This is a genomic window from Burkholderia sp. MBR-1, from assembly GCF_013822785.1.
Taxonomy (GTDB): Bacteria; Pseudomonadota; Gammaproteobacteria; order Burkholderiales; family Burkholderiaceae; genus Burkholderia; species Burkholderia vietnamiensis.
Window position 1 is genome coordinate 889,043 of record NZ_CP053609.1, and the last position, 15,392, is coordinate 904,434.

Genomic DNA, 15,392 nt, shown 5'->3' on the forward strand with positions numbered 1-15,392 from the left:
AAGGCTTTCTTGTCCCGAAAGACCTCTTTCAGCGAAATCGCGGAATTATATATTTGCAGCATATTACATAATGTTGACGGGTTACTGTTGGATGGAGGTTTTCTGAAAGTAAGGCGATCCGATCCGCGACACATTGATATTAGCTATTTTATTTAAGGGGCAGACCATGGAGCCTCATCGCAGCTGGATCGTCTTGCACATGTAAGATGTCCAAAGCTAGGGCTCCGCATATAACTAGTCGCGCAACTAGACGTGGTCGCTGTGTCGCCACTAGCCGATCTCCCATCTCATTTATCTTCCAATTAACTTACAATTTCTTGCGTCGCAAAGTTCCTGTTGACACTCTTTTTGAGATTCACTAGATTGCGTCCTACGGGATCAAACTTTTTTTGATGAGAAGTCTTTCCTCGATTGACGGATCGCTCGGTTTTGCTCGAGGTTCAAGCCAGTCATGGCCTCGTGTTTGTTTTATTTTCAATTATTCGTGGTCGTGTCTTCTTTTTGCATCATGCGTTTTTGTTATCCCGGCAGCATGAAGTTTGGGTAATAAGGGATGGTGATCGTAACCTGCTGGTGAGCACGAACTCGGTGCGCTGACGCGCTGCGAACTGAGGAGTCGCGTGCAAGATTTTTACGGCTCGTCCCCTGATTGAGATCAGGCGCAATAGGCTGCCTGATACATTCAATGCTAGATGCAGTTCGATAATTAGGTCACGTCCGAGAGGTCGCGGTGGCTGTGCGACGTGCTTTTCCCTCCGATTCAATGCTGGTGAGTGCGTTCGCGTATACGGCTATGCAGCGTGATGCGCGCTAGATACTACTTAAATTTGGCCGATTGCTGACGTATTGAGACCATAGTGTGAGAGGCTTCCGCGGCGGGTCCGCTGCAATTCCGACTCCTGAGCTCCAGCAAAAAAAATTCACCAGTGCTCGCGCCGGGGGGGTGAACAAACAGAAGGGTGGAAATGATCGACTGCGTCCTTGTAGGCTTCAACGACTACAGTTTCGATGACTACATCGAGTCACTGCGCGTCATGGGAAGGGAGGCCGTGAGCTACCGGGATGCCAATCTGTCCTTCATCGACCGTGGCGGCGAGAGACTACGTGCGCTAGATATACTGAACAAGCACGGCATTTTCACGGGCGAGAATGAGCAGCCTCTAGACAACAGCGATTTTATTTGGCCAGTTATAACTTATCTGGGCTCATACCTCGCTCGCCACGGCTTAACGTTCGACTACATCCGCCTTTTTCATCGCGACAAGGATCGGCTTGCTGCTTTGTTGCGAAGTAAAAATACGAGGTCCATTGCGATCACAACTACGGTGTACGTCACACCTGAGCCGATCGTTGAAATCGTCGAGTTTGTGCGCGAAGTCGATCCAGAGGTGAAAATTATCATCGGAGGACCGTTTCTCGCAGACAAGTCGAAGACCATGACTGCCACCTCGTTGCAAGACCTTCTGGAATACCTTGGTGCCGACTTTTATGTCTTTTCTGCCGAGGGCGAGGGAGCACTTAAAGAGCTGATCTGGGCATTAAAAAATGGCACGGGAGTCGAGAGTGTAAGTAACATCGCTTTCCGGAAAGGTGATTCGTTCGTCAAGAATCTAATTGTTCAAGAATTTAATTCCTTGGAAGATAACATGGTCGATTATCGCCTTTTTTCAAGGCGGGATATCGGACAGTTTGTTTCGGTTAGAACGGCGAAATCCTGTCCATTCGCTTGCGCTTTTTGCGGGTTTCCAGAGAGAGCGGGAAGGTACAAATATCTTTCGTTGGATTACGTAGAGAAAGAGCTTGATGCGATCCGCGATGTCGGTGGCGTCACGACCATCACCTTTATCGACGACACGTTCAATGTACCCAAGGGGCGGTTCAAGGAGATGTTGCGTCTTATGATCCGCAAGCAATATGGCTTCAGATGGAACAGCTATTTGCGCAGCGACCACGTCGATGAAGAAGCCCTGGAACTGATGGCACAAAGTGGCTGCGAAGGCGTCTTTCTAGGGGTCGAGTCTGGTAGCGGAAAAATTCTGCAGAATATGGCCAAGGCTAGTCGGCCAAGTGACTATCGATGGGTGATAGATAGATGCAGAGCGCTCGGTATTGTGACTTACGCGTCAATGATCGTAGGGTTTCCGGGAGAAGATCAGACGACTGTGCAGGAGTCTATCGATTTCCTCGATAGCTCTCGCCCAGATTTTTACCGCGCTCAGGTGTGGTATGCCGATCCGATTACGCCGATTTATCGTAACGGTGAAATGTACAGTTTAAAAGGTGAGGGGTTTGCTTGGAGCCATGAAACGATGACGGCGTTCGAGGCGGCCGACATCGTCGAAAAGATGTTTTTGACAGTGAAAGGTAGTAGATGGCTTCCTCAAAACGGATTCGAACCATGGAGCCTTTACTATCTTCAGCGTCGAGGGATGAAATTTGAGCATATATGCAGATTCCTTGACAGTTTCAACGACGCAGTCGCGGAAAAATTGTGTACGGGGCATGAAGAAGCTAGCGATGCGCGTTTTGAAGAATTGGTTCGAGTGGCGAAGGGCGAAGCTCTCGATGAGCGTTTGATAGAAAAAAATTGTCGCGTTATCCCCGATGCAACTCATCGGCATCTTTGAGTGTGGAAAGCAAATTGTTTTTCGAACCAAAAATATATGGAGTAGGCCATGGAGCAACAGGATCGGAAGTATATAGTAGTGCAGAATGATGAGGAGCAGTATTCCATCTGGTTTGCCGAGAGGGAGATCCCACTTGGTTGGCGGAAGATCGATATGGAAGGGACTAAGGATCAGTGTCTGTCCTACATCGAATCGGTATGGAAGAACATCCTTCCGCGTAGCGTCCGGGAGCAGGCGGCGGAGTAGGCTGAACGGAGTCTAGATCGGAGAGCGCATCGCTCGTTGCTCTAGCCCCTGTACGTAGCGTTTCTATGCAAACAACGCAACAAGGGGCAACACAGCCAGGGGCTTTCCGCAAGCGATGAGAACAATTGGCCCAGTCGGAGTTTGTGCGCAAAAGAAATATAGGCTGACTTATTATCATTGGCCCGCGTCCAACGTGAAGGGAACCGAGCGTGGCGGCAGATGAAAGCGCATGAATGAGACGACGGTCGAATTACCTTTGCGGATACGAATTATGGGCCTTCGGACGCAGAAAATTGGAGTTTTCTATACTGGTGTGGCATTGGCGTCTTTCGGGACGGAGTTTATTTCGTTGCTTGTTGTATTGCTCGCGACGAGAGAGCTCAAGCTAAGCGATACAACAGTGGGTTACATTATGGTGGCAGCGTTCCTGCCGTCTATCTTGTTGGGCGTTTTTGCCGCACCTTTTATCGATCGATTGCAGCTAGCCGGAGTGATGAGAGCTTCCGGATGGCTCCGAGCTGTGTTGGTTATAACAATGGCGATATTTCTGTATACAGGAAAATCTTCATTGCCTATCCTCATCTGCTTCGTCTTTCTCCTTGGCTCTCTGCGAGTCATGTCGGATATCGCGCAAAGCACCCTAATTCCTGCCATGATGAATGGTAAGGATAAGCTTGTGTTAGCAAATTCAAGGGTTGCGACTTGCCAATCTATTGCGGCGCTCGCTGCTCCGACCGCCGCTGGCTGGCTATTTGCCGTATGTGGAGCAATGTCGGCATTTCTGATTCAGGCGATAGTATTTGCTGTGGCCGCACTGGCATTTTTGGTATTCGAATTTCCTCCGCATGAAACACGTCCCGCCTCTGAAAGAAGTGAGCCGCGAGTATTTGCGAAGGTCGGAGAGGGCATCGCTTTCATTGCAAATGAGCCGCGGATCAGATGGCTCGTACTTGTTGCGTTCTGCTGGAATGCAACTGCTGAGTCGTTCATGATAAGTGTCAAGATATATATGTCTAACTCGGCAGTCGTGTCGTCTTCGATTATCGGACTGTCTTTGTCTGTGGGCGGTGCGGCGTTCCTCGCCGGCTCGTTATGTGCTCGTTCAGTTGCAAAGCGAGTGTCCAGTTACGATTCAATACGCTTGACGATGTGCGCTCCGCTCATTGCGGCACTAGTGATGCTCGTTTCATTAGCGTCAGGTGTTTTGTCCATATGGGCAATACTTGTTTCGTTGGTGCTCGTCAATTTTGCTGCTCCTGTGCATGGCGTGTGCTCGGTTAGCTTACGGCAGTTGATTACGCCACGTGACATGCTCGTTAGGGTGCAGTCAGCTTCAAGGACGGTCGTGTCTAGCGCTATTCCAATTGGCTCTGTTACAGGTGCGCTAATTACCGGGAAGCTGTCTCCTCTAATGATATTCGGAATGTTATCTTTGATATCGATTGCGTCTTTGTGTGTGACGATGGGGTTCAGGGGCAAAGGAATATCGGAAAGCATGTACAAAGAATTCACATCATAGCTCCCGAATTAGTGGTGAGAAGGTATCCGGAGAGAAACAATCAGAAAGCAACACTCGTAAGCATCGCGAATCGAGGGTCGTTGGAAATAAATTTCGAGACAGAAGATGATGTCAATATTTGAAGAGCGGTTGTCGGAAATTTGCGAGCGTTTTGGAACGCGTATTGCGCTTTCAAGCGCGTCGACGAGTTGGTCGTATCGTGACATGTACGCGCAGGTTCGTCTTACATCCCTGTACCTCCAGGGCGAAGGAATTCGACCAGGAGCGCGTGTTGGCTTGATCTGCGGACAATCTCCCGAGTTGGTGATCCTTATGCTCGCTCTACTCTCGATCGAGGCGGCCTATGTCCCACTGGATCCGACGTATCCGGTTACGTTGATTGATCGATCAATCGTGACAGCCGACGTGGAGCATGTGATAGTCGATGAAGATGTCGTGGCTGCGCATTTAGACGTTGCGCGCCAGAACGGCGTTTCGATTCATGCAGCGAGACCCTCGACTGACATGGGAAACGTGAGGCAGATTGTAAAAACCGCGCGTGCTTGTAATCCGTTGGCTTATGCCATTTGTACCTCGGGTAGTACAGGCAATCCAAAAGTGGTCTCCGTTACGCTTGAAAGCTTACTTGCATCAACTGCCGCTAGGACGAAGTTTTATGCAAGCCATCGGACGCCGTTAAAAAATCTATTGATCTCATCCGTTGCGTTCGATAGTTCAATTGGGGTGATTTTCGGAAGTTTGTTTGCTGGTGATGAACTGCTCCTTGCAACAAACGCCGACATCAAAGATCCGAGGAGACTGCTGGAATTGATTGTTCGTGAGAGTGTCACGTCGCTTCTAATACTACCTTCCTATGTACGCGTGTTGTATGAGTTCGAGGACAGCAGGCAGGCATTCGAACAACTCGAGCGACTAATCTTCGCGGGTGAGCGCGTACTTGCGTCAGATGTCGATCAGGTCTTTGAAAGAGCGCCGCAGATTCATGTCTATAACGAATATGGGCCAACGGAGGCCGTCGTATGGGCGGCGGCGACATCGCTCGTCCCTAGGAAATATGGATCGGGCACCGTCCCTATCGGCTGTGCTGTCAATCACGTTGAGGCATATATTCTCGATGACGAGCTTCGCCCTGTTCCAGACGGCCGAGAGGGAGAGATCTATGTTGGCGGAGCATCGATTGCAAGTGGCTACTTGAACGATCCGCGCCAGACCGCCGAGCGATTCATTCCGAACCCGTTTTCACGCCATCAAGGCTCGCGTATGTACAAAACGGGAGATCGAGCGATGATGGGGGCTGACGGCCAAATCGTATTTACCGGTCGCGCGGACCGCCAAATCAAGTTGTACGGTTATCGAATCGAACTCGGTGAAATAGAGATCGCAGCAATGAGCCTACCTGGCATCAAGGCCGCCGCCGCCGTTTATGCCCCAGCCCCCAAGGACCGAGTCGAATTATTCGTCGTCGCAAGCCTTTCGATAAAGGAAATCCGTGATCGGCTGGAAAGCCGTCTGCCAGAACATATGATGCCAGGACGAGTCGAGTTAGTGGAGAGATTTGCACTGCTCCCGAACGGAAAGGTCAATTATGGGGCGTTGACGCGGTGCCACATCGCGGCTGATAACGGCGTAGCCGAGGAGCCCCCTGATTCCGGTCTGGACTCGAAGATTCGAGGCATTTGGGAGACGGTCCTACAAGAGCGCGAAATCTCGCTGGACGACGACTTCTTCGAGCTTGGCGGTAGCTCTATCAAGGCCGCGATGATCGCAAACCGCATCCAACGATTGCTAAGTTGCCGGATTTATGTCGGCCAGCTATTTGAACAACCGACCATACGAGGGCTCTGCGTCTATCTGCGTAGCACTTTTCCCCTCGCGGTGCGTGAACTTGAGCGACAGTAAGATACGTTGACGTTCAGCAGATTAACCCCCTTTCATCGAAGTTGATGCCGATCATCATGTCCCAGTCGTTAGATCTAGCATTTGCCGACGCTGCTAAGCGTCACGCAGACCATATCGCCGTGACGTGTGACGGCACTGAATTGACCTTCGAGGAGCTGGAAGCGCGGGCAAGATCGCTGTCGGTGTATTTGCGTTTGCGATGCTCTGTCCGCCGAGGAGACCGTGTCGGGATATATATGGCACGATCGGAGCGACTTGTTGTCGCGACGCTTGCCGTCGTGATGGCGGGAGCGGCATATGTGCCGCTAGATATGAGCTACCCGCTAGATCGAATCGACTATATGCGCAACGATGCCCAAGTCCGGGTCGTGCTATGCGATAAGCCTGATGCACTTCAGCCGTGCCGGGGTGAGGACATTTGTCTAGTCTGTCTCGACGACGCATATTTCCGTACCTTCATGCCTACGGGGTCGCAGGCGCAATGCACTTGTGGACCAGACGATCTCGCTTATCTAATGTACACGTCGGGTTCGACAGGAAATCCCAAGGGCGTCGCCGTGCCACATCGCAGCATCGTGAGTCTCGTGACGGACACGAACTATATTTCGATTGCGCCAGGTCACCGCATCGCTCAGGTTTCGAATAGCTCGTTCGATGCCGCAACATTCGAGATATGGGGGGCCCTGCTCAATGGTGCGACACTTGTTGTTATAACGGGCGCCGACGCATATGAGCCGACACGGCTCACTCATCGTTTGAAGCACGATCGTATCGATGCAATTATGTTGACCTCTGCCGTTGTGTCACAAATCGCCTTGCACGATGCCTCTGCGTTTTCCTCCGTGTCAACGTTGCTATTCGGTGGCGAGAAGATTGATTCGCGCTTCGTTGAAACTCTTCTAGCGTCTCATCCGCCGGAAAGTCTTCGTCATATGTATGGGCCGACCGAGACAACGACTTTCGCGTCCGCTGCATTGGTCAAGAAGGTTGACGAGAATTCGCAGAGCATTCCCATCGGTTTTCCGATTTCGAACACGCAGATCTACCTGCTGGACGAGGACATGAACGAGCTGCCCCGCGGAGCGACGGGCGAGCTCTATATTGGTGGAGCAGGAGTGGCGCACGGGTATCTGAACCGTGCAGCGCTGACAGCGGAGAAGTTCGTCCCAGATCCGTTCGGTGGAGCACCAGGGGCAAGACTGTATCGAACAGGCGACTTGGCGCGCTACCTGCCCGGGGGCGACATCGAGTTCGTCGGGCGCAGCGACCATCAGGTGAAGGTGCGTGGTTACCGGATCGAACTGGGCGAGATCGAATCGAGCCTGAGAGAGCAGCCTGGAGTCAGGGACGCAGTGGTGCTGGCTCGCGCGGGGGACGATGGCGAGAAGCGCCTGGTGGCGTATGTGATGTGCGATGCGCAAGTGCGCGAGGCGGATTCACACAAGCTCAGGGATGCACTGCGCGAGGTCCTGCCACCCTATATGGTACCGAGCGCGTTCGTACAGCTCGAGAAGTTTCCGTTGACGCCGAACGGCAAGATCGATCGTCATGCGTTGCCGGAACCGGAGTCGATGAACTGGGGCACGTCCAGTGAAGACGGCATGCCCCGCGGCGCAACACAAGCGAGTGTGGCGGCAATTTGGGAGAAGTTGCTCAAGGTCAGCGCAGTTGGAATCCAGGACGATTTCTTCGCGCTAGGTGGGCATTCGCTGCTGGCGATCAGACTGGTGGCACATATTCAGCGCGAATTAGGGGTGACCTTTCCGATCGACGTATTGTTTGACGGTCCCACGATCGAGCAAATGGCGGCGTACATCGAAGCGCAGAAGGAGGTGCAAGAGTACGAGGTAGCCAGGATTCCGAGGGCGGAGCGGGACAGTGCGATCCGGATGTCGTTTGCACAGGAGCGCATGTGGTTCTTGGAGCAGCTATCTCCGGATACGGCGTTTTACAACATTCCAATGGTACTGAGGCTGAGGGGAGAGGTGAAGGCCGAAGCCTTGAGCGGGGCGCTGCAGGATGTTGTGGATCGGCATGAGGTCCTGCGTACTGCGCTGATGCTGGTGAACGACGAGCCGGCCCAGGTGATCCGTGACGAAGTGCCGGTGGAACTGCGCAGCGTAGATCTGAGTGGGCTGGGGGAACACGAGCGTGAGCTGGAGACGTTGCGGCTGGTGAGAGAGGACGCAGCGCGGCCGTTCGACCTCGGGCATGCACCGTTGATGCGGACGTTGTTGATGCGGCACGGGGAGCAAGAGTATGTACTGCTGGTGAATGTCCATCATGTGGCATTCGATGGCTGGTCGCGCGGTATTTTTGTTCAAGAGCTGACGGAGTGTTACCGAGCGCGAGTGGAGGGAGGGCAGGCTGCGCTTGCGGCATTGACCACCCAGTACGCCGATTTTGCGCAGTGGCAGCGTAGCTGGCTCAAGGACGAGGAGTTGGGGCGGCAGCTCACGTACTGGAAGACGCGGTTGGCGCAGGCGCCGCAGATACTGGAGTTGCCGAGCGATTTCAAACGGCCGCAGCGCGCAAGTCATCGTGGGGCGACGCAGCGGTTGGACTTGCCGCCGGAGGTTTTCGCGCAGATTACCGAGGTGAGCAGGCAACACCAGGTGACGCCGTTCATGCTGGTGTTGGCCGCGTTCAACGTATTGCTATACCGATATGCGGGGCAGGGCGACATTTGTGTCGGTACGCCAGTGGCCAACCGCAATCGCGAGGAAGTGGAGGGATTGATTGGTTTGTTCGTGAACACGCTGGTTCTGCGAACAAAGGTAAGAGGGGACCGTCCATTCTCCGAGCTGTTGCAGCAGGTGAGAGAGATGACGCTGGAGGCTTATGCGCATCAGGACCTTCCGTTTGAGTTATTGGTGGAGGCGCTCAATCCGGACCGACGTCTGGATGCCAATCCGCTGGTGCAGGTGATGTTCGCGTACGAGACGGAGCGGGTACAGGAGGTGACGGGCGGGGGTGTGAATTGGACGTTCGAACATCCAGGCATCGGTGCAGCGAAGTTCGATCTGTCGGTGTTCGTCTACGAAGCGGGAGGGCGGCTCACGCTGAGCGCGCAGTATGCAACGGATCTGTTCGAGGAAGCGAGAGTGTCGGAGCTGCTGCGCACGTTCGGGGAAGTACTGCGTATAGCGACGTCGCAGCCGCGAACCGAGGTGGGTGCCATACCTCTGGCATTTGATGAGGTAGTAAATGTACGGCAGCAGGCGAAATCGAAGCGCGATGTGTTCGAGCCACGGGCGCTATGCGTGCACGAGCTATTTGAACAACAAGCGCTGAAGACGCCTGAGGCCATTGCGGTACGGCTCGGTGAGCGGAGCTGGACTTTTGCGCAAGTCGATGCGAGTGCTGAGCAGTTGGCGTTGCGCTTGATCGAAGCGGGGGTAGAGAGCAACGATCTGGTAGCGATCCATCTGGAGCAGTCGCTGGCTGTTGTGGTCAGCCAGCTGGCGATCCTGAAAGCAGGTGCGGCGTTCTTGCCATTCGATATGAAGCATCCGCCGGCACGGATAAGAGGCATGCTGGAAGACGCTCGGCCGCGGGTAGTCGTGATGAAGGCTGGGGGACGAAGTATGCCCGAGGGGTATGAGGGCAAGGTGATCTGGATCGATGAGCTTGGTACGGCCGATACGCTGGGCTTGCCAGTAAAGACAAGCGTGGCGAGGCGGGTCTCACCGGATCAGGCGGCATATTGCATCTACACATCGGGTTCGACGGGACAACCTAAGGGGGTGCTGGTGCCGCACCGCTCGGCGATCAACCTGGCGGACACATTAGCCACCACATTTGGACGCGGCGGTACCTCCTGGGAAGGGGCCAGAGTCGGGTCTCTCGCGTCACTCGCATTCGATGCGTCGATACGTCAACTATTGCTGATTGCGCTCGGTGCCACCCACTGCATCTTCCCGGATCGAGTAAGAGAGGATTTACAGCAACTGGCAGCTTACATCGACTGCTACGGCATCGAGGTTATGAATTTCACGCCAACACTGTTCAAAGCATATCTGGAGGCGCAGCGATTCAATGATTCGACGGTCCCGTGGCCGCGTACGCTGTTGATCGGCGGTGAGCAGTTCGACCAGACGCTGTGGGACTTGTGTGCGTCGCGGGAGCAGACGTCGACATTCAATAGTTACGGTCCGACAGAAACCACGATCTTTTGCTCGGTGGGTACAGTAAAGTCGACGGATGCGGTTCCACATATCGGTTTTCCGATTTCGAACACGCAGATCTACCTGCTGGACGAGGACATGAACGAACTGCCCCGTGGAGCGACGGGCGAGCTCTATATTGGCGGAGCAGGAGTGGCGCACGGGTATCTGAACCGTGCAGCGCTGACAGCGGAGAAGTTCGTCCCAGATCCGTTCGGTGGAGCACCAGGGGCAAGACTGTATCGGACAGGCGACTTGGCGCGCTATCTGCCCGGGGGCGACATCGAGTTAGTTGGGCGCAGCGACCATCAGGTGAAGGTGCGTGGTTACCGGATCGAACTGGGCGAGATCGAATCGAGCCTGAGAGAGCAGCCTGGAGTCAGGGACGCAGTGGTGCTGGCTCGCGCGGGGGACGATGGCGAGAAGCGCCTGGTGGCGTATGTGATGTGCGATGCGCAAGTGCGCGAGGCGGATTCACACAAGCTCAGGGATGCACTGCGCGAGGTCCTGCCACCCTATATGGTACCGAGCGCGTTCGTACAACTCGAGAAGTTTCCGTTGACGCCGAACGGCAAGATCGATCGTCATGCGTTGCCGGAACCGGAGTCGATGAACTGGGGCACGTCCAGTGAAGACGGCATGCCCCGCGGCGCAACACAAGCGAGTGTGGCGGCAATTTGGGAGAAGTTGCTCAAGGTCAGCGCAGTTGGAATCCAGGACGATTTCTTCGCGCTAGGTGGGCATTCGCTGCTGGCGATCAGACTGGTGGCACATATTCAGCGCGAATTAGGGGTGACCTTTCCGATCGACGTATTGTTTGACGGTCCCACGATCGAGCAAATGGCGGCGTACATCGAAGCGCAGAAGGAGGTGCAAGAGTACGAGGTAGCCAGGATTCCGAGGGCGGAGCGGGACAGTGCGATCCGGATGTCGTTTGCACAGGAGCGCATGTGGTTCTTGGAGCAGCTATCTCCGGATACGGCGTTTTACAACATTCCAATGGTACTGAGGCTGAGGGGAGAGGTGAAGGCCGAAGCCTTGAGCGGGGCGCTGCAGGATGTTGTGGATCGGCATGAGGTCCTGCGTACTGCGCTGATGCTGGTGAACGACGAGCCGGCCCAGGTGATCCGTGACGAAGTGCCGGTGGAACTGCGCAGCGTAGATCTGAGTGGGCTGGGGAACACGAGCGTGAGCTGGAGACGTTGCGGCTGGTGAGAGAGGACGCAGCGCGGCCGTTCGACCTCGGGCATGCACCGTTGATGCGGACGTTGTTGATGCGGCACGGGGAGCAAGAGTATGTACTGCTGGTGAATGTCCATCATGTGGCATTCGATGGCTGGTCGCGCGGTATTTTTGTTCAAGAGCTGACGGAGTGTTACCGAGCGCGAGTGGAGGGAGGGCAGGCTGCGCTTGCGGCATTGACCACCCAGTACGCCGATTTTGCGCAGTGGCAGCGTAGCTGGCTCAAGGACGAGGAGTTGGGGCGGCAGCTCACGTACTGGAAGACGCGGTTGGCGCAGGCGCCGCAGATACTGGAGTTGCCGAGCGATTTCAAACGGCCGCAGCGCGCAAGTCATCGTGGGGCGACGCAGCGGTTGGACTTGCCGCCGGAGGTTTTCGCGCAGATTACCGAGGTGAGCAGGCAACACCAGGTGACGCCGTTCATGCTGGTGTTGGCCGCGTTCAACGTATTGCTATACCGATATGCGGGGCAGGGCGACATTTGTGTCGGTACGCCAGTGGCCAACCGCAATCGCGAGGAAGTGGAGGGATTGATTGGTTTGTTCGTGAACACGCTGGTTCTGCGAACAAAGGTAAGAGGGGACCGTCCATTCTCCGAGCTGTTGCAGCAGGTGAGAGAGATGACGCTGGAGGCTTATGCGCATCAGGACCTTCCGTTTGAGTTATTGGTGGAGGCGCTCAATCCGGACCGACGTCTGGATGCCAATCCGCTGGTGCAGGTGATGTTCGCGTACGAGACGGAGCGGGTACAGGAGGTGACGGGCGGGGGTGTGAATTGGACGTTCGAACATCCAGGCATCGGTGCAGCGAAGTTCGATCTGTCGGTGTTCGTCTACGAAGCGGGAGGGCGGCTCACGCTGAGCGCGCAGTATGCAACGGATCTGTTCGAGGAAGCGAGAGTGTCGGAGCTGCTGCGCACGTTCGGGGAAGTACTGCGTATAGCGACGTCGCAGCCGCGAACCGAGGTGGGTGCCATACCTCTGGCATTTGATGAGGTAGTAAATGTACGGCAGCAGGCGAAATCGAAGCGCGATGTGTTCGAGCCACGGGCGCTATGCGTGCACGAGCTATTTGAACAACAAGCGCTGAAGACGCCTGAGGCCATTGCGGTACGGCTCGGTGAGCGGAGCTGGACTTTTGCGCAAGTCGATGCGAGTGCTGAGCAGTTGGCGTTGCGCTTGATCGAAGCGGGGGTAGAGAGCAACGATCTGGTAGCGATCCATCTGGAGCAGTCGCTGGCTGTTGTGGTCAGCCAGCTGGCGATCCTGAAAGCAGGTGCGGCGTTCTTGCCATTCGATATGAAGCATCCGCCGGCACGGATAAGAGGCATGCTGGAAGACGCTCGGCCGCGGGTAGTCGTGATGAAGGCTGGGGGACGAAGTATGCCCGAGGGGTATGAGGGCAAGGTGATCTGGATCGATGAGCTTGGTACGGCCGATACGCTGGGCTTGCCAGTAAAGACAAGCGTGGCGAGGCGGGTCTCACCGGATCAGGCGGCATATTGCATCTACACATCGGGTTCGACGGGGCAACCTAAGGGAGTGCTGGTGCCGCACCGCTCGGCGATCAACCTGGCGGACACATTAGCCACCACATTGGGACGCGGCGGTACTTCCTGGGAAGGAGTCAGAGTCGGGTCTACCCTTTCGCCCGCATTTGATGGATCGCTCCACCCCTTGCTCACAATGGTGCTCGGCGCCGTTAACTGTGTGTTCCCCGACTATGTCCGAGAAGACCTGCACCAATTGGTGACATATGTCGATGGTTATGCTCTTGACTGCGCTATCTTCACGCCGTCATTGTTCAAGGCGTACGCTGAGGCTCGACGCTGGAGCCATTCGACGCTGCCGTGGCCGCGTACGCTCTTGCTCGGCGGAGAGCAGTTCGACCAAGGGCTGTGGGACTCGTGCGCATCGTGGGAACAGACGTCAACGTTCAACGGTTACGGTCCGGCCGAGTGTACGGTCCACTGTGCCGTGGGTGCAGTGAAGTCGAAGGGTGAAGTCCCACACATCGGTTTTCCGATTTCGAACACGCAGATTTACCTGCTGGACGAGGACATGAACGAACTGCCCCGCGGAGCGACGGGCGAGCTCTATATTGGCGGAGCAGGAGTGGCGCACGGGTATCTGAACCGTGCAGCGCTGACAGCGGAGAAGTTCGTCCCAGATCCGTTTGGTGGAGCACCAGGGGCAAGACTATATCGGACAGGCGACTTGGCGCGCTATCTGCCCGGGGGCGACATCGAGTTCGTCGGGCGCAGCGACCATCAGGTGAAGGTGCGTGGTTACCGGATCGAACTGGGCGAGATCGAATCGAGCCTGAGAGAGCAGCCTGGAGTCAGGGACGCAGTGGTGCTGGCTCGCGCGGGGGACGATGGCGAGAAGCGCCTGGTGGCGTATGTGATGTGCGATGCGCAAGTGCGCGAGGCGGATTCACACAAGCTCAGGGATGCACTGCGCGAGGTCCTGCCACCCTATATGGTACCGAGCGCGTTCGTACAGCTCGAGAAGTTTCCGTTGACGCCGAACGGCAAGATCGATCGTCATGCGTTGCCGGAACCGGAATTCGGTGCCACGGACCTCGATCGCGGAGAGCCGCTCGCGGGAGGGCTCGAAGAGTCGGTCGCTCAAGTATGGCGGGACGTTCTCGGAGTGGAAACTGTCTATCGCGACAGCAACTTTTTCGACCTCGGTGGGCACTCGCTGACGATCATTCAGGTTCACTATCGCATGAAAAGGCAGCTTGGTATCGAGGTCTCCATTGAGACACTCTACGGGAACCCAACAATCGCAACACTGTGCGAATCTCTTGTTGAGCTTCCGCGCCGACATGGGCTGGCCACGGTCCTTGTTCGACGGGGAAGGACCCCCGCGACGTTGGCTGTTGTGCACCCTATCGGTGGCGATGTTGCGTGCTACCGCGGCTTGGTCGAGTGTCTAGACGAGAATTGGACTGTTCTTGGGTTTCAAAGGCCAGAATTCGACATGTTTGATCCGCCTGAGTTTTTGACAATCGAGGCGCTTGCACAACTATACGTCGGACAACTGAGACTGAGGCAGCCGCGGGGGCCATACCGACTAGCTGGATGGTCACTTGGTGGGGTTGTTGCGTTTGAAATGGCCCGAATACTCGAGCAACAAAGCGAGTCGGTGGACTTTCTGGGACTTATCGATTCTTACTTCGCATTGCGTAATCGTAAGATCGATTCCGATGTTGATATCGAAAAGATTAGGTATACAGATCATGGCGAGACAGATCGTGGCGATAACTCGGATATCGTGGCTGCTTGGAGATCAATTGCGAGGCATCCGGTGCACAGCGCCATAATCAATGGATTCAATGATGGCCAGACCGCTGGATTTATGAATGATATTTACTTTTTCAATTGGCTCGCGCTGGAGAAATTCAATCCTTCCGGTCAAGTTAGGCATATAACGTATTTCGCTGCCGCGAAAAGTGAGCATGGGATCGATGTTACAGAACGCGTAGATCGTGTTCGCAGCCTCTCGCATGAAAAATTGACCGTCCACCACCTTGCCGGAGATCATTTTTCTATCATTGTCGGGGACGACTCACGAGCCACTGCAGATTTGTTAACGTTCGAACTTTCTCAGCGGTTGGTGCCGAAAATTGAGGTATCAGCAAACGGCTCTTAGTTTCAGAGAGTTTAAAGAATATAGATCTGGGGGA

At 55.0% G+C, this 15,392-nt stretch carries 6 protein-coding genes; all 6 read left to right on the top strand.

Annotation, left to right across the window (positions count from 1 at the left end):
* The first annotated feature begins 965 nt into the window (after nt 1-965).
* Nucleotides 966-2,627 carry a PhpK family radical SAM P-methyltransferase gene (locus MBR110_RS04125; protein ID WP_181709189.1) on the top strand — a complete coding sequence of 554 codons (1,662 nt, stop codon included), beginning with the start codon at nt 966-968 and terminating at the stop codon, nt 2,625-2,627.
* A 48-nt stretch (nt 2,628-2,675) separates the two neighbouring features.
* Complete coding sequence (locus tag MBR110_RS04130; protein ID WP_181709190.1) at nt 2,676-2,873, top strand: MbtH family protein; 198 nt, start codon at nt 2,676-2,678, stop codon at nt 2,871-2,873.
* Nucleotides 2,874-3,102: 229 nt separating this feature from the next.
* Nucleotides 3,103-4,392 carry an MFS transporter gene (locus MBR110_RS04135; RefSeq protein ID WP_181709191.1) on the top strand — a complete coding sequence of 430 codons (1,290 nt, stop codon included), beginning with the start codon at nt 3,103-3,105 and terminating at the stop codon, nt 4,390-4,392.
* Nucleotides 4,393-4,497: 105 nt separating this feature from the next.
* Nucleotides 4,498-6,291, top strand: coding sequence for a non-ribosomal peptide synthetase (locus tag MBR110_RS04140; protein WP_181709192.1), 1,794 nt, complete (start codon nt 4,498-4,500; stop codon nt 6,289-6,291).
* Nucleotides 6,292-6,347: 56 nt separating this feature from the next.
* A complete protein-coding gene (locus MBR110_RS04145) occupies nt 6,348-11,672 on the top strand; it encodes a non-ribosomal peptide synthetase (RefSeq protein WP_258569971.1) in 5,325 nt (1,774 codons plus the stop codon).
* Nucleotides 11,669-15,358, top strand: a complete 3,690-nt coding sequence (locus MBR110_RS04150) for a non-ribosomal peptide synthetase (protein WP_181709194.1) — start codon at nt 11,669-11,671, stop codon at nt 15,356-15,358. The genes MBR110_RS04145 and MBR110_RS04150 overlap by 4 nt, the downstream gene beginning before the upstream one ends.
* Nucleotides 15,359-15,392 lie beyond the last annotated feature (34 nt).